Origin of the sequence: Alteribacter aurantiacus DSM 18675 (assembly GCF_000429705.1) — a bacterium.
In the GTDB taxonomy this organism is placed as follows: domain Bacteria; phylum Bacillota; class Bacilli; order Bacillales; family Salisediminibacteriaceae; genus Alteribacter; species Alteribacter aurantiacus.
Genome location: NZ_KE386942.1, coordinates 75,564 through 92,363 on the forward strand (window position 1 = coordinate 75,564; position 16,800 = coordinate 92,363).

20 protein-coding genes are annotated in these 16,800 nt (G+C 42.8%); 8 read left to right on the forward strand and 12 right to left on the reverse strand.

The genetic code is table 11. The annotated features are described in order from the left end of the window. Positions 1-8: 8 nt before the first annotated feature. The gene (locus G476_RS0115575) at positions 9-1,379 is read left to right on the forward strand and encodes an MFS transporter (protein WP_051314872.1); all 1,371 of its coding nucleotides are present in this window, start codon (positions 9-11) and stop codon (positions 1,377-1,379) included. Between the two features lie 66 nt (positions 1,380-1,445). Here G476_RS0115575 and G476_RS0115580 read toward each other — a convergent pair whose 3' ends face one another. Then, a complete protein-coding gene (locus G476_RS0115580; RefSeq protein ID WP_026690913.1) occupies positions 1,446-2,261 on the reverse strand; it encodes a GNAT family N-acetyltransferase in 816 nt (271 codons plus the stop codon). A gap of 147 nt (positions 2,262-2,408) precedes the next feature. On the opposite strand from G476_RS0115580, the gene G476_RS0115585 reads away from it, so the two are divergent. After that, positions 2,409-3,086, forward strand: coding sequence for an N-acetylmuramoyl-L-alanine amidase family protein (locus tag G476_RS0115585; RefSeq protein WP_026690914.1), 678 nt, complete (start codon positions 2,409-2,411; stop codon positions 3,084-3,086). Between the two features lie 460 nt (positions 3,087-3,546). Further along, entirely contained in the window at positions 3,547-3,834 is a 288-nt protein-coding gene (locus G476_RS0115590) for a HesB/YadR/YfhF family protein (protein WP_026690915.1), read from the forward strand. Positions 3,835-3,849: 15 nt separating this feature from the next. Here the strand turns inward: G476_RS0115590 and G476_RS0115595 are convergent, their stop codons facing one another. Together G476_RS0115595 and G476_RS0115600 are read right to left on the reverse strand one after the other, a co-directional pair. After that, positions 3,850-4,032: a hypothetical protein gene (locus tag G476_RS0115595; protein WP_026690916.1), complete on the reverse strand. Its 183-nt coding sequence runs from the start codon at positions 4,030-4,032 to the stop codon at positions 3,850-3,852. A 337-nt stretch (positions 4,033-4,369) separates the two neighbouring features. Continuing rightward, complete coding sequence (locus G476_RS0115600) at positions 4,370-4,864, reverse strand: lactoylglutathione lyase family protein (protein ID WP_026690917.1); 495 nt, start codon at positions 4,862-4,864, stop codon at positions 4,370-4,372. Positions 4,865-4,981: 117 nt separating this feature from the next. Between G476_RS0115600 and G476_RS0115605 the strand changes: the two genes are divergently transcribed. Further along, the gene (locus G476_RS0115605; RefSeq protein ID WP_026690918.1) at positions 4,982-5,317 is read left to right on the forward strand and encodes a winged helix-turn-helix transcriptional regulator; all 336 of its coding nucleotides are present in this window, start codon (positions 4,982-4,984) and stop codon (positions 5,315-5,317) included. Positions 5,318-5,537: 220 nt separating this feature from the next. Here the strand turns inward: G476_RS0115605 and G476_RS0115610 are convergent, their stop codons facing one another. The 3 genes from G476_RS0115610 to G476_RS0115620 form a co-directional block, all read right to left on the reverse strand. Continuing rightward, on the reverse strand, positions 5,538-6,374 hold the full coding sequence (locus G476_RS0115610; RefSeq protein WP_026690919.1) for an ABC transporter permease: 837 nt from the start codon (positions 6,372-6,374) through the stop codon (positions 5,538-5,540). Then, positions 6,371-7,336: an ATP-binding cassette domain-containing protein gene (locus tag G476_RS0115615; protein ID WP_035187181.1), complete on the reverse strand. Its 966-nt coding sequence runs from the start codon at positions 7,334-7,336 to the stop codon at positions 6,371-6,373. Before G476_RS0115615 ends, G476_RS0115610 begins: the two co-directional genes overlap by 4 nt. A 240-nt stretch (positions 7,337-7,576) precedes the next feature. Next, positions 7,577-7,921, reverse strand: coding sequence for a YolD-like family protein (locus tag G476_RS0115620; protein ID WP_026690921.1), 345 nt, complete (start codon positions 7,919-7,921; stop codon positions 7,577-7,579). A gap of 207 nt (positions 7,922-8,128) precedes the next feature. Here G476_RS0115620 and G476_RS0115625 point away from each other — a divergent pair, with 207 nt between their 5' ends. After that, positions 8,129-8,848, forward strand: a complete 720-nt coding sequence (locus G476_RS0115625) for a hypothetical protein (protein WP_026690922.1) — start codon at positions 8,129-8,131, stop codon at positions 8,846-8,848. 231 nt (positions 8,849-9,079) lie between these two features. Here G476_RS0115625 and G476_RS0115630 read toward each other — a convergent pair whose 3' ends face one another. Continuing rightward, positions 9,080-9,931: a pirin family protein gene (locus G476_RS0115630; RefSeq protein WP_425387232.1), complete on the reverse strand. Its 852-nt coding sequence runs from the start codon at positions 9,929-9,931 to the stop codon at positions 9,080-9,082. Between the two features lie 136 nt (positions 9,932-10,067). Here G476_RS0115630 and G476_RS0115635 point away from each other — a divergent pair, with 136 nt between their 5' ends. Together G476_RS0115635 and G476_RS0115640 are read left to right on the forward strand one after the other, a co-directional pair. Further along, positions 10,068-10,505 (forward strand): MarR family winged helix-turn-helix transcriptional regulator, encoded by a 438-nt coding sequence (locus tag G476_RS0115635; protein ID WP_026690924.1) that lies wholly within the window; start codon positions 10,068-10,070, stop codon positions 10,503-10,505. A 159-nt stretch (positions 10,506-10,664) separates the two neighbouring features. Then, the gene (locus G476_RS0115640; protein WP_026690925.1) at positions 10,665-11,291 is read left to right on the forward strand and encodes an FMN-dependent NADH-azoreductase; all 627 of its coding nucleotides are present in this window, start codon (positions 10,665-10,667) and stop codon (positions 11,289-11,291) included. A 246-nt stretch (positions 11,292-11,537) separates the two neighbouring features. On the opposite strand, the gene G476_RS0115650 is transcribed toward G476_RS0115640, so the two are convergent. The 5 genes from G476_RS0115650 to G476_RS0115675 form a co-directional block, all read right to left on the reverse strand. Continuing rightward, entirely contained in the window at positions 11,538-11,843 is a 306-nt protein-coding gene (locus G476_RS0115650; RefSeq protein ID WP_026690926.1) for a hypothetical protein, read from the reverse strand. A 114-nt stretch (positions 11,844-11,957) separates the two neighbouring features. Then, positions 11,958-12,128, reverse strand: a complete 171-nt coding sequence (locus tag G476_RS23650) for a hypothetical protein (protein ID WP_156906610.1) — start codon at positions 12,126-12,128, stop codon at positions 11,958-11,960. A gap of 288 nt (positions 12,129-12,416) precedes the next feature. Continuing rightward, a complete protein-coding gene (locus tag G476_RS0115660; protein WP_035187184.1) occupies positions 12,417-12,794 on the reverse strand; it encodes a hypothetical protein in 378 nt (125 codons plus the stop codon). 256 nt (positions 12,795-13,050) lie between these two features. Then, the gene (locus tag G476_RS0115670; RefSeq protein WP_026690928.1) at positions 13,051-14,316 is read right to left on the reverse strand and encodes an MFS transporter; all 1,266 of its coding nucleotides are present in this window, start codon (positions 14,314-14,316) and stop codon (positions 13,051-13,053) included. After that, positions 14,313-14,816 (reverse strand): ArsR/SmtB family transcription factor, encoded by a 504-nt coding sequence (locus tag G476_RS0115675; RefSeq protein WP_026690929.1) that lies wholly within the window; start codon positions 14,814-14,816, stop codon positions 14,313-14,315. Before G476_RS0115675 ends, G476_RS0115670 begins: the two co-directional genes overlap by 4 nt. A gap of 350 nt (positions 14,817-15,166) precedes the next feature. On the opposite strand from G476_RS0115675, the gene G476_RS22205 reads away from it, so the two are divergent. Beyond that, on the forward strand, positions 15,167-16,597 hold the full coding sequence (locus G476_RS22205; protein WP_035187187.1) for a 4-hydroxyphenylacetate 3-hydroxylase family protein: 1,431 nt from the start codon (positions 15,167-15,169) through the stop codon (positions 16,595-16,597). Positions 16,598-16,800: the final 203 nt, after the last annotated feature.

A 16,800-nucleotide genomic window follows, 5' to 3' on the forward strand; every position in this document is an offset into this window, starting at 1 on the left:
GAACGACGATGAGTGAAGCAACGAATCATACCAAACAAACACTACCACCAAAAGAGCAAATCAGTAACAAAGAAGTCTTTTCTTACTTCGGATACGGGATGGGGCAATGCATCAGCTTTGGTCTGGTAGGGACATTCATTCTCTATTTTTACACCGATATTCTAGGGATTTCTGCACTCGCTGCCAGTACCATTTTCCTGGTTGCACGTACCTTCGATGCTGTGAACGATCCGTTCATGGCGTCGATCATGGATACGTTACGCTCAAAGCACGGCAAATTCAGGCAATATTTATTGTACTCACCGTTACTCATTACGTTGATTACGATACTTGCCTTTGCTCCTCTTGACTTGGGGCCAACTGCCAGTATTCTTTTTGCAGGTACCACCTACATTTTATGGGGAATGATTTACACCGTTTCGGACGTCCCGTTTTGGTCCATGTCAGCGGTGATGAGTCAAGATCCGCAACAGCGCACGAAGCTTGTTACCTTTGCCAATCTTGGGGTTTTCGTTGGAATCGGGATTCCTACCCTTCTTTTTACACCGCTTGCTGAGTTTTTAGGTGGCGGAAATATGGATGATGGATTCTTTTATGCTGTTGTGATTCTCTCCTTGTTAGGTTTGCCGTTTATGATCAATGGCTTCCGTAAAACAAAAGAAAGAGTCGAACCTCCGAAAGTGAAAGTGCGCATTCGCGATGCCATTAAAGTTATCAAAGGCAATAAGCCGATGTTTATGATTCTAGCAACGTTTTTCTGTAACATTTTCGTGAACATCACACTAGCATTGAACATTTACTTTTTCACATACAATCTTGAAAACGCTTCACTCATGGCTGTGTTCGGGATTATTAGTTTGGTCAGTTGTGTAGGATTCTTCTTTATTCCAATGTTAACGAAGCATTTTTATAAAAAGCATATTCTCATGACCATTTTGGTTATCGACATCGTAGTCCGAATTGGCTTCTTCATGTCAGGCTACTCGAACACAATGGTCGTTCTGGGATTCTTGACGGTTACAATGGTTCTCTATACGGCTACGGGTCCTCTCATCTCTACGATGCTTGCTGAAACGATTGAATTTACCGAGCTAAGAACGGGGCAACGCTCTGAAGCGGTTACGTTTTCCGGTCAGACATTCACAGGAAAACTCTCTGTTGCCATTGCAGGTGGTGCTACAGGTGTCATCTTGACAGTCATTAATTATGTGCCTAATCAGGCGCAGAGTCCGGTCACATTGCAAGGCTTGTTCTTTGTCATCGCCTTACTACCGGCCCTCGGTTCTCTTATTCGCTTGATCATTATGTACTTCTATAAATTCACGGAAGACGAATACAAGGAAGTTGTTGCACAAATTCATGCCAAAAAAGAAAGTTGATATTACAAAGGTTCCAAGTGATTCATGATCACTTGGAACCTTTTTTGTTTTTTTAATGAGCTTTTATTATAGTGAGAACCCGTAAACCTGGTACGTGCTGCTCTGATGGAATCCCAAGCGCTCAGCCACTTTTATGGAGGGGGCATTGGTTTCTGTACAATCCCAGTAAGGCTCTTCATTCTCTTCTAAACAATGAGTGATAAACCGGTGTACCACTGCTTGAGCTAGTTGCTTTCCTCGATGGTCCTGGTGCGTTTCAACATGAATGGCACGAAGACCGTGTGCCATAAACCCCGTATAGCATAAACTAACGATTTGACCATTAATCAGGATGCCATATCCATGGCCGTATCGTAAGAATTCTTCCGTCGAATGCCAAGTTTCCAAGATTTTTTTCTCGATCGAGGACGTAGTAGAACCTGTCTTTTCTTGTAGGCAGGTTTCCACGTTTACCAACTGATAAGACTCGTCGATTTTCGGCTCACTTTTCTGTTTAAAATCAGATGAATCCAAGCGATAGATGCGCTGTGTCCACCTCCCCTCAATACGATCGTGAAACAGCTGCTCCATTGTGCGATCCCACCTTAGGCTTGGACTAACACCTTCAAAATAAGAGATTCCTTCTTTTTTTAACAAGAACGAAAGTTGGTCGTCTATAAAAGACGGGAGTTGGTTTACAGACGAGGCACGCTCATCACCAAAAAACATCATTCCATCATGATTTCCAAGCCATACAAAACCGCAACGTGGATCATCTTTGTTATCTACAAACACTCGACCCGTATTGATCCCTTCAATGACACCTATTGCTTCCAATTGTTTATGATCGGATACTAGATTTCTGCACTTGTGATAGTCACCTAAAGGCAATTCTTTGAACATTCTTCCCCCTGCTTTCACATTCATGATCATTGAAACTTCTACTCTCTTAACTCTAGTACCTTTCTTTCCATTCACCTATTTAAATGTTTGTCTGACCTCCCCAAAAACGTTTCTATTAACATACTTATAGAGTAGGAGGTGATCATTATGGTCAAGATTTATATTGATCCGGGTCACGGTGGTACCGATCCGGGAGCTGTTGGAAATGGTCTTCAAGAAAAAAATGTGAACTTGGATCTTGCTCTTCGTTTGCGAAACATTCTCCTCAATGATTATCGAGGTGTTGAGGTTAAAATGAGCCGAACGACTGATGTGACAAAAACATTATCACAACGTACGAATGAAGCTAATGCATGGGGTGCCGACTACTTCGTATCCATTCATATTAATGCATTTAACGGAACCGCAAGAGGGTATGAAGATTTCATTCATGACTCGTTAACTCCTAGCTCCAGAACCTCCCAAATGCGTAACGTGATGCATGAAGAAATTATCAAAGTAAACAACATGATTAACCGTGGAAAAAAGTCAGCCAACTTTCACGTATTGCGTGAAACAAGAATGCCTGCGATTCTAACAGAGAACGGCTTTATTGACAATGCTCAGGACGCCGCTCTCATACGCGATCCCAACTGGCTGCAAACCGTTGCAAAAGGGCATGCCGATGGAATTGCCCGTATCTTTGATTTGACGCCTGTTTCACAAGTGTTCCGAGTCTTCGTAGACGGTGTCCAAGTTGGTGCTTTTCAAAATTCCCAAAACACCTTAAACGCCGTTGAACAAGCCCTACCTACGGCCCAAAGAATAATTGTAGAAAGAACGTAATCCATTTACGAGCAGGTCTTCCTGCTCGTTTTACTCTTTATGTATAGGTCGTACATGGATAGTCCCAGTTAACCGGCTTCTTTATCCAACGTTTCGTCCTCAAACGACAGTATTGATCCTTTTTCTACATAGAAGTACTATCCTTCTATAACGCTTTCCACTTCAATCCCATACTAACATCCTGTTTTACGAGTAAATAGAATGGTTCAATTGCCGTGTTTACTCAAGCCGTTATCCCATGTACGATTTTAGTATCCCCTTATTAATATATTAAAAAAAGACAGAGCTAACCGTCTGTCTTTTTTTACTGCCCTTGTGTAATGGTTCAAATCTTCCTTCTCCTCTACTTCTACTCCATCCAATAACGACCTTTACTCAGTTCGCAAGTCGCGTCCGTTACTTTCTTTTCTCTTTTTTGGTACGATAAAAGAACGAGATCGCTAATGAGGAAGTGAACATAATGAATATCAAAATTACACAGCCTGCTCTCCGCTGGTTTCAAGATGAGTTTGATCTAAAAGAAGGAGATACAATTCGTTTTCACGCCAGGTATGGTGGCTGCGGTTCCGTTCAATCGGGCTTTTCTTTAGGAATTACAAAAGACAAACTCACCGATCCCGGAGCTACGTTTGAAAAAGACGGCATTACATACGGCGTTGAACAAAAGGACCTTTGGTACTTTGATGATAAAGACTTGACTGTAAAGTTTAGTAGGAAGTTCGATGAGATTCAGTTTTTGGTAGAATAGAAGATTTGTTAGTTATCAAGAGGCTCTTTGTTTTTTTGATAGGTTTACATATCGTAAGCTTAAAGCCCCTATGATAAATGTGGAGAAAGCTAGATTATATCCCCAAGACACGTTTGCGCCTCTACTATAGTCGATGAAAGCAAATAGGACATTCGCCAAAATAAATGCGGTCACGATAATCCAGAGTCTTTTTTTCATATTTGCTTCTCCTTTATGTTGAATGATTAAAGGTTTACTGTAACGATTCCCTTAGTTGGTGTCAAATTCCAGTAGTGGTGTGGGGAAATGTCTTAAAGTGATGGATAAACCGCTCAATGTGATCGACAAATTCCAAAAGTGATGGACATATCACTACACTCCCTCATAAACAAACCAAATAAAACACCACCCGGAACTCCATAAATCCGGGTGGTGTTTTACGTTTTGAAAAGTTGTCTAAATGAATCACATGTTTACCTGACGTATACTGCACCGGGCACGGAGGATGCTTGGCTTCTTTGAAACATTTAACTACGTCACTGGTTCACTCCGAGCTTCAGTAAGCTCCTTGAGAATAAGTCATCTCATAACTGTGGGTATAAATCTCAAAGATGTTTCCAAATGGATCTTCTACATACACCATCTTATAAGGCTTATCATTCGGATAGTATTCACGAATGGGCATACGCTGTTTTCCACCGTGCGCAATGATTTTCTCCACAAGACCTTCAATGTCCGGATCCTGGATACAGAAGTGAAAGATTCCTGTTTTCCAATATTCGAAATTGTTGTCCGGCTGCTCATTTTGAAAGAACTCGAATAGTTCGATCCCGATCTTGTCACCTGTTGAAAGGTGAGCAATACGGAACTCCTTCCAGTCGTTCCCGAAGACATCACGGCACATTTGTCCAATAGGTGTATCATCGTTATAAACAGGTGATGGCTTCATCATTGTGTACCAGCCGAATACTGTTGTGTAAAATTTCACTGCTTCATCTAGATCTGCTACTGAAAGTCCAATATGAGAAAAGTTTCTTGGGTATGTTGTCATGAAAAGTACCTCCTTCAATGGTTTGACACTCCAATTATAAAGGGGTATTCTTCTAGAAAACAGAGCGCACTTTTTGGGAAGATACTACCCAAAAAGGTAGTATTGGAGGAGTCGTTCGTGACCGAAAAGGTTCAAGTTGATGAAAATGGAAAACTAAAATGTTCGATTGAATACACCCTAAATAAAGTCGGTGGAAAATGGAAGCTGGTCATTCTGTGGCATGTCATGGTTGATGGAACCAAGCGATATAACGAAATGCGAAGGCTACTTCCAGGTATCACTCATAAAATGCTCAGCCAACAGCTGAAAGAACTTGAACAGGACGGGCTGATTATCAGAACACAATACAATGAAATGCCTCCAAAAGTGGAATATTCTATTTCTGAAAAAGGGCTTACGTTAAAGCATGTACTTGAAGCGATGCATGCATGGGGAACGGAGCAAGGGGGATGAAGGTGTAGGCTTAAAATAATTAGTGAAAACGTAGAAATTCCCTTCTACGCTAGTATTATACTTAAACCCGGCTGTACAGTACCAGCCGGGTTTAAAAGTAAATAAAATGAGAACAGGCTTATTGAAACCTACCTTCCTCAATTTTTAAAACACAATAAGCTCATTCCAATCCTATGCTAACCTCTTCCTTTCGATCATGCTTTTTTCCTAAGAAAAACCATTACTTCTTATTCCGATACAAGTACATCGTAAGCGGGGCAAAGATCACAAAGAAGATGCCTGATGCGACGAACACCCACATGATCGCTTCACCTGTGACATTTCCGTGCATAAAGCCACGAACGGCATCCACAAGAAGAGAAATTGGATTCACATCCACAAAGCTCTCAAGCCAGCCTGGTAAGGTCGACGGGTCAACGAAGACGTTACTCACGAACGTGAGTGGAAAAAGAACCATAAAGCTCACCATCATGAGCGATTTTTCCGATCGCATAATCAACCCGAGTGTCGTCCACACCCACGAAAGACAGAAGCAAAAAATCAGAATCATCCCAACCGCTCCAAGAACTCCGATTATCCCTCCATCCGGCCTAAAACCTAAGATGAAGCCGAGCGTGATCATAATCGCCGATGCACCGGAATAACGGACCATATCCACTAATAACGCACCAACAAGAGCTGATGGTAGCCAAATAGGTAGCGTTCTGAATCGGTCAAAAATCCCTTTTCGAATATCGTTGTTTAAATCAATGCCTGTGTACATGGTGATTTGCGCAACAGTCATAACTAATATGCCTGGCAAGAGAAACTGGAGGTACTCCGCTGTGGAGCCAGCAATCGCTCCTCCGAATAGGTACGTAAACATAAGTAGAAAGATAACTGGAAAAACCGTCACATCAAAAAGCTGTTCCGGCACGTGCTTAATTCTAAGTAATGCTCTCGATGAAAAGGTAAGAGATGAACTGATCGGACTCGGCCTTTTCGGTCTTGTACGAGAAGCGATTGCGTCTCTTAGCCGTTCTTCGTTCATCGATGTTTGATCTAGTTGATTACTCATTGTTTGCCCTCCTCCTCTGACTCTGTTTTTTGACCGGTAAGAGTAAGGAACACTTCATCGAGGCTCGGTTGCCCGAGTGAAAAGTCGCTTACGTTTATGCGGTGTTGGACAAGTTCACCTAATGCTTCTGCTACGAGGGAAGCGTCGCCCACTTGGGCAGATAGAGAGGCTGTATCTCCTGATGTTTTGATGTCCGTTTGCAGTTTTTCACTTAAAATGGTGATCGCTCTTTCACGATCCGTTGAGTCGGCTAGACGAACATTCAACGTCCCTGCGCCCACTGAGGCTTTTAACTCGCTACTTGTGCCTTCTGCAATGATCTTTCCTTGATTGATGACGGCAATTCGATCCGCCAACTGGTCGGCTTCCTCCAAGTATTGGGTGGTTAAAAGAACGGTCGTGCCCGCACTCACTAAGGTGCGTACGATATCCCAAACTTGATTTCGGCTTCTCGGATCAAGCCCAGTTGTAGGTTCATCAAGAAACAAAAGGTCCGGTGTAACGACGATACTCGCTGCAATGTCGATGCGACGTCTCATCCCACCGGAGTAGTTTTTCACTTGTTTTTTTGCCGCTTCTTCCAGACCGAATGCTGCAAGAAGCTCAGTTGCACGAGCTTTCGCTTCTTTTTTCTTATAGCCCATCAGCCTGGAAATCATGACGAGGTTCTCGATGCCCGTCAAGTCCTCATCGATGGATGCATATTGGCCGGTCAAACTGATCCGTTCTCTTACTTCGGCCGCTTCGGTTACAATATTTTTCCCGAATATGTGTGCTTCCCCACCGTCTGGTTGAAGAAGGGTTGCCAGCATGCGGATCGTTGTTGTTTTTCCTGCGCCGTTCGGACCTAGGAATCCGTACACCTTTCCTTTGGGGATAGAAAGATCCACGCCATCTACAGCCCTGTGTTTGCCAAACGTTTTCACTAGCCCTTTGGTTTCAATCGCTAATTCGTGATTCATGTGCTTCACCCTTTGCTTATTTGATTCGTTTCATGGAAATGAAATTGAATATGTAGGTTGCCTGCCGTCCACTTGTCGAACGGACGGCACACTAGCCAATTGAGATTCGCTCTTACATGGTTTCATCTGTTAAAAACGTGCTAGTGAAAGAATACTCTCTTCTCCTCCATTTACTACACTTATTTTCTCATACTTTTGATCTGTGTCGTCAGTCTCGAGGTGGATTTTTTCGTTCGTTAATCAGCTGCTCTTTACATAAACAATATTTTTCAAGGGAATAACATGTTGCTCCTCCTCGTGATTACGAATATAAATGAGGCGCTGGTGAGTGTTGATGTGCTCAGCATACCCTGTGACCTCATGATAAAAACCATGATCCCAGTAAGTGAAAATGAGTGCAGTATGGTACGCCATCCCTTCGCAAACCGTCCGACCGATTTCTTCCCATTGCTGTTCATCAAGCTCAGGCTGTGGCACCTTTTTTGTCCCTTCAAACCAGTCGTTCAACATGCTCACATGCTCCGGCAACATCATACTCGTCCATTTGATTGTTCCCCGATCCCTTAGCTTGCTTTCTTTCTTCACGCTACACGCCCCCTCACCCCTATTATATACGAACGTACGTTCTTTTATCACTACCTTATTTTAGATTATCTTTAAGTGGGCGTGCACTAGGTCTTAGAAGATGTGATACAGACTAACCAACACTCCCCTCGCTTCACCTACAAAAAATTGAAACCAACTCAGCACTCACACGTACATTTAGAGAATACATAGAAAATGAGGGGTCTTATGACAAGGATGATTGCTTTCTTTTTGGTAGCAGGAATTGGAATAATATTGAGGTGGGTATTCGTCGGGGAATTTGAATTATATCAGCTATTATTGGCTTCAGCGTTTCTCATTGTGTCCCCTATCTTTTTACAAATAAACCGGGTTCAACGGAACAAAGATACTTCTTACATTCCCGAACCACCAACAGGAGCTTGGTCCACATCTATCAAAGAACGATGGTTAACGGGGGAAAAAAAGCTTTATCACGACCATCAATTAGTGGCTACATATAAACGGGAATACCAAAACATCATTCAAATGGCTACTGCTGATTTGATGAATGGATCTGGTCTTTGGCACTTGGAACTGCACTTTCAATTTCAAAACGGCCGTTCCTATAAAGTAATAGGTAAAGAATCGTGGAGAGGTGATGCTCGTCACCCCATTTTAGAAGGGAACACGGTTGTAGGAGAAATCGTCACCGTTGCCAAAACAAAACATGCCGTAAAACGCCTTGAGACGAACCACCTTTTCATCGGTGATCAATCGTTTGAATTCAGGGCAAAGACCACCTCATCAGTCATAGGCATTTATAAAGGTGAGCAATGCGTTGGACAGGTGTCTGCTCAGCACAATGGTGTTCGGACACTCGACTTGAAACCTGGGCACGTGACAGAGGCCGAGGAGTCTCTCTTGCTGATTGGATGGATCGTATTTTCTTATCGCTTTAAAAAGTAACAATAATGCCCCGAAGATGTGAAAATCTTCGGGGCTCCTTCTATTCTTTAAAGGCACTGAAAAAGTTCGCTCTTTAACTTTTTCAGTGCCCTAAGGCAATGAGCGTAACGGTTGCCTGTTTTGAAAGCCTGATACGAGTGGGTTTTTCGTAACAGGCGCGCAACCGAGTGGAGCCATTGCCATTCAGATAAAGGCACTGAAAAAGTTCGCTCTTTACCTTTTTCAGTGCCCTCAATCTTTAATCGCTCGTCCGAACTTTCCGGCATGAAAGTCTCGGAACGCTTCTTTAATTTCATCCATGGAGTTCATCACGAAAGGCCCATAAGGAACAATGTCTTCTTTAATCGGTTCACCGGAGTATACGAGTACTTTTGAGCGGCGGCTTTTCGCTTTTATTTTAAGCTCACTCATCCCTTGTTCTCCGTCTTTTCTTGTTAAGGTTGCCACTCCGTGTTTTGCCAATGTTAAGGGTTCGTCTTCACCAAACGTCATCTCTCCACCTAGTACATACAAGAAGCTATTGTGGCTTGCGGGCAGTTCATGTTTGAACGTTGCTCCTTCTTCCATTGAGATTTCCGTGACCGTCATAGGAACCACAGCTTTCATCGGTCCATTAACCCCATGGATATGACCTGCAAACACTTTCGCTGATCCTCCTTCAAAATAAACGACAGGGGCTTGTTCGCTCAAAACATCCTGGTAGAATGTATCGGACTTTTTTTGCTTGGCAGGCGTATTGATCCACAGTTGAAGCGTATGGGCAATGTCATCGTCCACCCCTTCTTCTGCGTGCCTCGCTGTCCATCCGGCGTTCATGTATTGAAAGTCTCCGGGTTCCAAAATCCCACGTCCACCTGCGTTATCCGTGTGCTCCAAACGTCCGTCCACTACATACGTGAGCGTCTGAAACCCTCGGTGGGGATGGTCGGAGAACGCTCCCTTTTTAAACCAGTCCTCTGCCATGAGAATGAATGGATCGAACTCTTTCCATCTATCTACAGGCAAGATCCACCCCTTTTGGATAAAGGGAAATGCAGCTTCTTCATATGAAACGTACCAATGGTCGTTTACACGTCTTTTCAAAACGATCCCTCCTCTATCATTTATCGTACAAGATAAAAGTTGCTATAGCAACAAATTGGCTCCATCCCATTGACAACCGCCTTCTCCGTTCTTTATACTCAGAAACTGTAAGCAATTTGAACCAGGAGGCGATTCCTTGAAGCTGTCATTTACCGATTATATTAGCATTAAGATACACAAAACCGACCTAAACCTTACAAGCTATGTGAAAGAACAGCTAAAAGAGTTTAATCTTGCTCCTGAACAAAACTTGATTATGATGCTCCTGTGGGAAAAAGATGGCCTTGAGCAGCATCAGCTTGCCATTCACCTAAACAAAGACAAAACAAACATCGCTCGGATGGCTTCCAACTTGGAGAAAAAGGGTTTTATAAAACGTGCTCCTGTTGAAGGTGATCGTCGATCGTTACGCCTGTTTCTTACCGAGGAAGGAAAAGAGTTAGGAAACAAAGTTATTCCAGTAGCAGAAGCCTTCAACGAGACCGTGTGTAAAGGAATTTCCAAAGAAGAGTTACTTGAATTAGAGCGTCTTCTCACGAAAATGAACAGCAATGTGCTTTGTGCTAGACAATAAAATCGTTTTGTTGTATAGTTGCTATAGCAACTGAGAGACGTTGCTTTCTTTTAAACTTAATTGTTGCTACAGCAACCAATTGGAGTTGCTTTTCATTTTATCCAATAGTTGCTATAACAACCAAACTCATAAAAAAAACAAACATGGAGGTATTTCATCATGACAAACGTTCTTTTTATTAAAGCTAACCCTCGCTCTCAAGACGAATCTGTAAGTGTAAAGCTATACCACACGTTCCTTGAGAACTATAAAAAAGCGAACCCTGATCACGCCATTACGGAGCTTGACTTGTTCGAAGAGAACTTGCCGTACTATGATCTAGATAAAATTAACGGCATGTTTAAGCGCGCACAAGGAATGGAACTCACGGACTCTGAAAAAGAAGCAACAGAAACAGTCAGCCATTACTTGAATCAATTCTTAAACGCTGACAAGATTGTCTTTGCTTTCCCACTTTGGAACTTCACGGTACCAGCCGCCCTTCACACGTATCTTGATTACTTGGCGCAAGCGGGTAAAACGTTCAGTTATACAGAAAATGGTCCTGTTGGCCTTCTTCAAGATAAAAAAGCGGTCATTCTAAACGCACGCGGTGGTGTATACTCTGAAGGACCGGCCCAATCCATCGAAATGGCTGTAAACTACGTGAAAAACATGCTTAATTTCTGGGGAATAACGGACGTTTCAACAGTGGTTGTGGAAGGTCACAACCAGTTCCCTGACAAAGCCGATCAAATTATCGAAGAAGGACTAGCCCGTGCTGAAGAGCTATCGGAACAATTCTAAACTAGTGTTAAAGAGGACGAGCGATCGTCCTCTTTTTTTGTGCCAATTACTAAGTCTTTATCATTCGAATGTACATTAAAATAAATATGAACCACACACATATTGCTAATATGCTCATGCCAGGGGCTACCCATTGCTGTGCAGCAACAATAACTACTGCAAGGAAAACAAAGATCACGAGAAACCGTAAGCTTTTATAAAACATCCTTTAGTCCATTTTATAAAATGAACCGTCCCCCCCTCTCTCTATTCCAATAGTAAAAAGAAGCGAACAACCAACACGCCAAACAAGGCGACTAATAAAACGTAAATGATGACTTTTCCGACCTTTTGTTTTTTTGTCGATTTGGTTTGGCTCTGCTTCTTTGGTGAAGAACCAAATGTAACTGCCAATCCGTTTCCTATAAAGAAGCCAGTAGCTATTCCAAGAAAGGAAAACCAATTAGGCCAGCCTACTTCAAATAAAGCAATAGCCACAAAAGCAACGGCGCTCATGAAGAGTGGTCGTAACACGTAAAGTTGTATTTGTTCTTTCTTCGTCAGTTCAGGCATGATTCTACGCCTCCCTTTCTTGAGTTATTCTCACGAAAAGGAAGAGGCTCACGTTATCGATACAAAAAGAGCCCCAAAGGTAGAGGGCTCCAAGTAAGAACATGACCTATCAAACTATCCGTTGAACAAGAAAATGGTACAGAAGAAAGCAATTCCTAGTAAAGTGGAGGCAAGTATACGCTCCGCCCCTTCGTCTTCGCCATTTCTGATTTGCTTGGCTATTTTTACACAACTATTAAAAAAAGCAACAGTCGTGATCAGTGCAATGATTAAAAAGAAAAACATCTTTCTCCTCCGTTGTTATAGTTAGTATACCCTTGCGTAAGTGTGTAAGGCTCCGCTTCACGCTATCCGCTCCCTTTCCGCGGTGCCGGTGAGCCTCCTCGGGCATAGCCCTTGCGGGGTCTCTCCTGGCTCCCTCAGCCGCAGGGGTGTCGCTACTAGCGTTCAGCTACGCATAACAAAGGGGCACGGAACTTGACATAAAATGAAAATATTTACTGACCAAAAGGTATACTCATTTTTTTATTATGTAAAAGCAAGAAGTAAATGTGGTACGTACCTATTTTATCGTTACATGAGCGCAACGGACAAGCACAATATAAACGCAATTGCAGAGACAGGTGTCATGATCATCTTTTCCTTTTTGCTTTTAGAGAAGGCGTTGGCTACTGTGTTTAGTCCCATGAATATGGCAATTCCCCATACAAACCAAAGGAGGGGCAAATTCGCTTCAACTGAAATAAATCCGCCATACATCAAAAAGACCACTGCCATTAAAAGAAGAATCAGCCCGTTTACGGTACTAACTACTCTTAAATACCAGGGTAACACTCGAAAATAACCGCCCATGGCCGCTTCTCCAAAGGGAAGCCCTAGAGCCAAGAGGAACTGAAAAAGAGCAACGGCAATAAGGATCGTAACAATCATTATCGTAAGAATCTCAATCATCTTGCATGCTCCTCCTTCTTTTTTCTAAGGAAGTTGGCGGAAGCGATCGTGAAGGCACCAACGACATAAAACCATAAAGGAGATATCGAATAACCTTCAATCAATATATAGGTGCCACCTAAAAAAATGAGCAAACCAACGATAAATACAAGCTTTCCAACTCGTGTAAAGGCTTTAGCATGAATGGGTTCACTGCTTTCTTATTAGAATGATACAACGAACCCATTATATACCATTTTATAAAACTCGTCCTGTTTTATGCGACTGACTCTTGTTTTTTTACAAATGAATGTTCATGAATGTCCTCGATTTTAGGTAGAGCCTGTGTGTTACGATCAAGGAGCCAAAATAGACCGATAAGCGTAACACTCAAGCCGCTGAAAAAGATAATGGCTGTGCTTCCAATGTAAACTCCCAATGCCCCTCCTACTAGAGATCCGACTGGCAAGGCAATTCCACTTATGCTATATACAGCCGACATGACTCTACCCAAATAGGCTTTTGGAATTCCCTTTTGAAGACATGTGATAATCAGGATGTTGGTGATACCTCCTGGGAGCCAAGCTAAACCGTAAATCAAAACCATCATCCAAGTGATTGGACTGAACAAAGCACTTGCCCAAAGGAGTCCACTGCATAGAAACGCCAAGCCGTAAATACGCCCCAATCCGAAGCGTTCAAGCTTCAAGTATGGTGTAAGGAGCGCGCCTGTTAAACTACCAGCCGCTTGAGCCATGAGCAACAATCCGTATATCTCCGCTCCGCCTTTAAGATCGGCAAACGCAGGAAGCACAACAAACGTTGCTCCACCAACCAAGTTAATGCCAATGACGCCAATTAAAAGGCGGGACATGGTTTTGTTAAACAACACTGCTACACCTTCGCTTAACTCTTTTCCATAAGTTCTCATGTGCTCCTTTACATCTTTCTTTTTTTGGTTGGCTTGGGTAGTCACTCGAGGCATTCTGAGAAAGGAAAACAGAATCGCTCCAATCAAAAACATGAGTGAATCCAATAAGTAAATGGACACGGCCCCTAGTACAACGATGAGCACACCAGCAACGGCGTTACATGCAATATCAATGCCTTGATAAGCTACCGTAAAATAGGAATTGGCTTTGGTGAGCTCTTCTTTTTTTACAATCGAAGGCAGTGCTGCCATCTGAGCTGGATAAACAAATGTGTTAAGCGTAGCAAGCAGTGGCGTAATCACCAGCACAAGCCCCACTGTTAAGTAACCAAAATAAGAGGCTATGGGAATCGTGAGTAAAAGCCCCGCCTGTAACAGCTGGGTAGTCAGTAACAGCTTGCGTACAGGTAACCGATCAATAAACGGCCCTCCCAACAGTTGAATGATTCGGGGAACAATCGTCAAAAACCCTGCCAATCCCGTATAAAACGTCGACCCGCCCAAGTCGTAAACAAGCCACATGGCAGCTACTGCGTAAAGGCTGTCTCCGATATTCGTAATGATGCGGCCAAAGAACATGAATGCAAAGTTCCGGTTAAAAAGCAGCGTCATCCTTTCTCTCCCTTCTCTATTGTAGAGACCATCTTCACCCCAATACTAAACTCTTCGGTTTTTTCTAAGCGCTCGCTGTTAGCCGTTCGTTTTACCCACTTTTCTAAAAAGGTCATCATTTCTTCGTGGAATTCTGTCTTTTGCTCAGGTGATAGTTGAAGACGAATCGATGTGAGAGAAGATTCTTTTGAGTTGAAATCGTCACTTAAAACAGGGTCGGTCGCATCTTCCGGTGAGTGAAATCGTGTGGCTACGGAACGGTAATACTTTTCGATTACGCCTCCAAGTTTCTTTTCCTCAACTAGCTCAACGAGTCCCCCGTCATGAAGCTTTTTCATGTGATAGTGAACATTTCCAGGAGATTCACCAATGTCGGTGGCCACTTGCTTTGATGTTTTTGGTTTGTCGATTAACTGGCTTATAATCTTGACGCGAAGAGCGCTGCCTAGGAGTTTTGCTTGTGCTGTTGAGATGGAAATGGATTTGATCTTTTCACTCATACTTGTTCACCCTTTGTTGATCTGTTTTTTTAGATTGATGATCTATAAAATTAGATTATCATAGTAAAGGAAAAGTGTGTATGTTTTTTTGGAATAAATTGTGATTTTTCTTTTGTGAAGCGTTTCATGGAGTTTATGCAAATTTTCTTCTTGTTTGAGATGAACGTTTGACGTTTTATGAGGCTCATTTATAATGACTTTTCACCGATTTAAAGAGAATTCGACAAGCACACGAGTACCACGCGCACCGAACGTCCCCCCCCCCCCCCCCCCCCCAATCGATCTGTAACCTCTGGCCCGCCCAATCATAAACTGTATATTATTTGAATTCGGATCGAGGTGTTCATGTAGTGGCTGTTATTTCAGGAGATGTGTATAAGGAGCGGATCGACGGGCTGCAACAGAACGTATGGATTGAAGGAAAAAAGGTTGAAGGTTCTATTTCTTCGCATCCTGCGTTTAAGGGAGCTATCCAAAGTCAAGCAGAGCTTTATGACCTTCAAGGGGAACAGAAACACAGTGACGTTTTAGTTCATACAGATGAAGCAGGACGCACATTCGGTACTTCTTATTTAATTCCAAAAACAAAAGAAGACTTGGAGAAAAGACGGCAGATGGTGCAAGTGTGGGCTCGGCATACGGGGGGGCTTATGGGGAGAAGTCCTGATTACATGAACACAGTCTTGGCCGCTTTCACTGCTTCCGTTCACCTTTTGGAAGGGGAAGAAAATTGCTTTCCCGAAAACATCATCAACCTTTATAATCGGGCTGTGAAACACGACCTTTCTTTTACACATACGTTCATTAACCCCCAAAATAATCGCAGTTTGCTAGTGTTTATGGATGATGAAACGCCAAATGCCCGAGTGGTTGACTGTAACGATGACGGAATGGTTGTGCACGGTGCAAAGCTTCTTGCTACACAGGGAGGCATGACTGATGAAATCATCGTCTTTTCCCCTCCAGGTGTGATTGATGAATCTCAAGCATTTGCTTTTTCTATTCCGAGCGATACGAAAGGATTGACGTTTGCTTGTCGACGATCCTTTGTTGGTAACGGAAACCGATTTGATTCTCCTTTAAGTAATCGATTTGATGAGATGGATAGTGTCGTCATGTTCGACCATGTGGTTGTCCCGTGGGATCGAGTATTTTATTACAATAACAATAAAGTGGCTAATGATTTTTTCATAAAAAGCTACTTCGCCCCTTTTACTATGCACCAAATTGTGTCAAGGCAAGTAGTAAAGACAGAGTTTGCTCTCGGTGTAGCAAAATTAATTGTCGACGCGATTAATATTTCAGAATATGAGCATGTGCAATTAAAGCTTGCTGAAATGATCAAAGGGTTGGAATGTGCCAGGGCTCTCCTTACACAATCGGAAGTGCAGGCCGAAGCGGATGAACGAGGCGTGCTCGTTCCAGCAAGAACCCCTCTTTATGTAGCAGTGACGTCATTTCAAGAATTGTATCCGAGAATGACCGAGATTATCGAACTTCTTGGGGCAAGTGGCATGGTCTGTTTGCCACACGAAGAACAGCTGAATAGTTCGATTGGTTGTGAGTTGGAGAGGTATATGAGGGGACACGATTTGACCGGACGTGACAAATTGGCATTATTCAACCTCGCTTCTGACTTGTGCATGAGCCAATTCGGTACTCGGCAAACTTTATATGAGCGGTTCTTCTTTGGTGACCCTGTACGGCTATCGAAAATGATCACAGGGTTTTATAATTTTGAGTCTAGTACATCATTTGCTAATTCGTTTTTGAAAAGTTAAAAAGTGTCGGAACACGCCAATCTGTGTTGGATTGGCGTGTTTTAAGATGATTGATAAATCGGGCAAAGTGATTGATAAATTCTGAAAGTGATTGATAAGCCAGGAAATGTGATGAACAAATCTCAAAAGTGATCGATAAGCCGAACAAAGTGATGAACAAATTTCAAAAGTGATCGATAAACCGCTCAAAGTGACAGGCCGCT

Excerpts from the sequence above, each read along its gene's own strand:
- G476_RS0115575 (WP_051314872.1), top strand. The coding sequence starts at position 9 with ATGAGTGAAGCAACGAATCATACCAAACAAACACTACCACCAAAAGAG.
- G476_RS0115580 (WP_026690913.1), bottom strand. The coding sequence starts at position 2,261 with ATGTTCAAAGAATTGCCTTTAGGTGACTATCACAAGTGCAGAAATCTA.
- G476_RS0115585 (WP_026690914.1), top strand. The coding sequence starts at position 2,409 with ATGGTCAAGATTTATATTGATCCGGGTCACGGTGGTACCGATCCGGGA.
- G476_RS0115590 (WP_026690915.1), top strand. The coding sequence starts at position 3,547 with ATGAATATCAAAATTACACAGCCTGCTCTCCGCTGGTTTCAAGATGAG.
- G476_RS0115595 (WP_026690916.1), bottom strand. The coding sequence starts at position 4,032 with ATGAAAAAAAGACTCTGGATTATCGTGACCGCATTTATTTTGGCGAAT.
- G476_RS0115600 (WP_026690917.1), bottom strand. The coding sequence starts at position 4,864 with ATGACAACATACCCAAGAAACTTTTCTCATATTGGACTTTCAGTAGCA.
- G476_RS0115610 (WP_026690919.1), bottom strand. The coding sequence starts at position 6,374 with ATGAGTAATCAACTAGATCAAACATCGATGAACGAAGAACGGCTAAGA.
- G476_RS0115615 (WP_035187181.1), bottom strand. The coding sequence starts at position 7,336 with ATGAATCACGAATTAGCGATTGAAACCAAAGGGCTAGTGAAAACGTTT.
- G476_RS0115625 (WP_026690922.1), top strand. The coding sequence starts at position 8,129 with ATGACAAGGATGATTGCTTTCTTTTTGGTAGCAGGAATTGGAATAATA.
- G476_RS0115640 (WP_026690925.1), top strand. The coding sequence starts at position 10,665 with ATGACAAACGTTCTTTTTATTAAAGCTAACCCTCGCTCTCAAGACGAA.
- G476_RS0115650 (WP_026690926.1), bottom strand. The coding sequence starts at position 11,843 with ATGCCTGAACTGACGAAGAAAGAACAAATACAACTTTACGTGTTACGA.
- G476_RS23650 (WP_156906610.1), bottom strand. The coding sequence starts at position 12,128 with ATGTTTTTCTTTTTAATCATTGCACTGATCACGACTGTTGCTTTTTTT.
- G476_RS0115660 (WP_035187184.1), bottom strand. The coding sequence starts at position 12,794 with ATGATTGAGATTCTTACGATAATGATTGTTACGATCCTTATTGCCGTT.
- G476_RS0115670 (WP_026690928.1), bottom strand. The coding sequence starts at position 14,316 with ATGACGCTGCTTTTTAACCGGAACTTTGCATTCATGTTCTTTGGCCGC.
- G476_RS0115675 (WP_026690929.1), bottom strand. The coding sequence starts at position 14,816 with ATGAGTGAAAAGATCAAATCCATTTCCATCTCAACAGCACAAGCAAAA.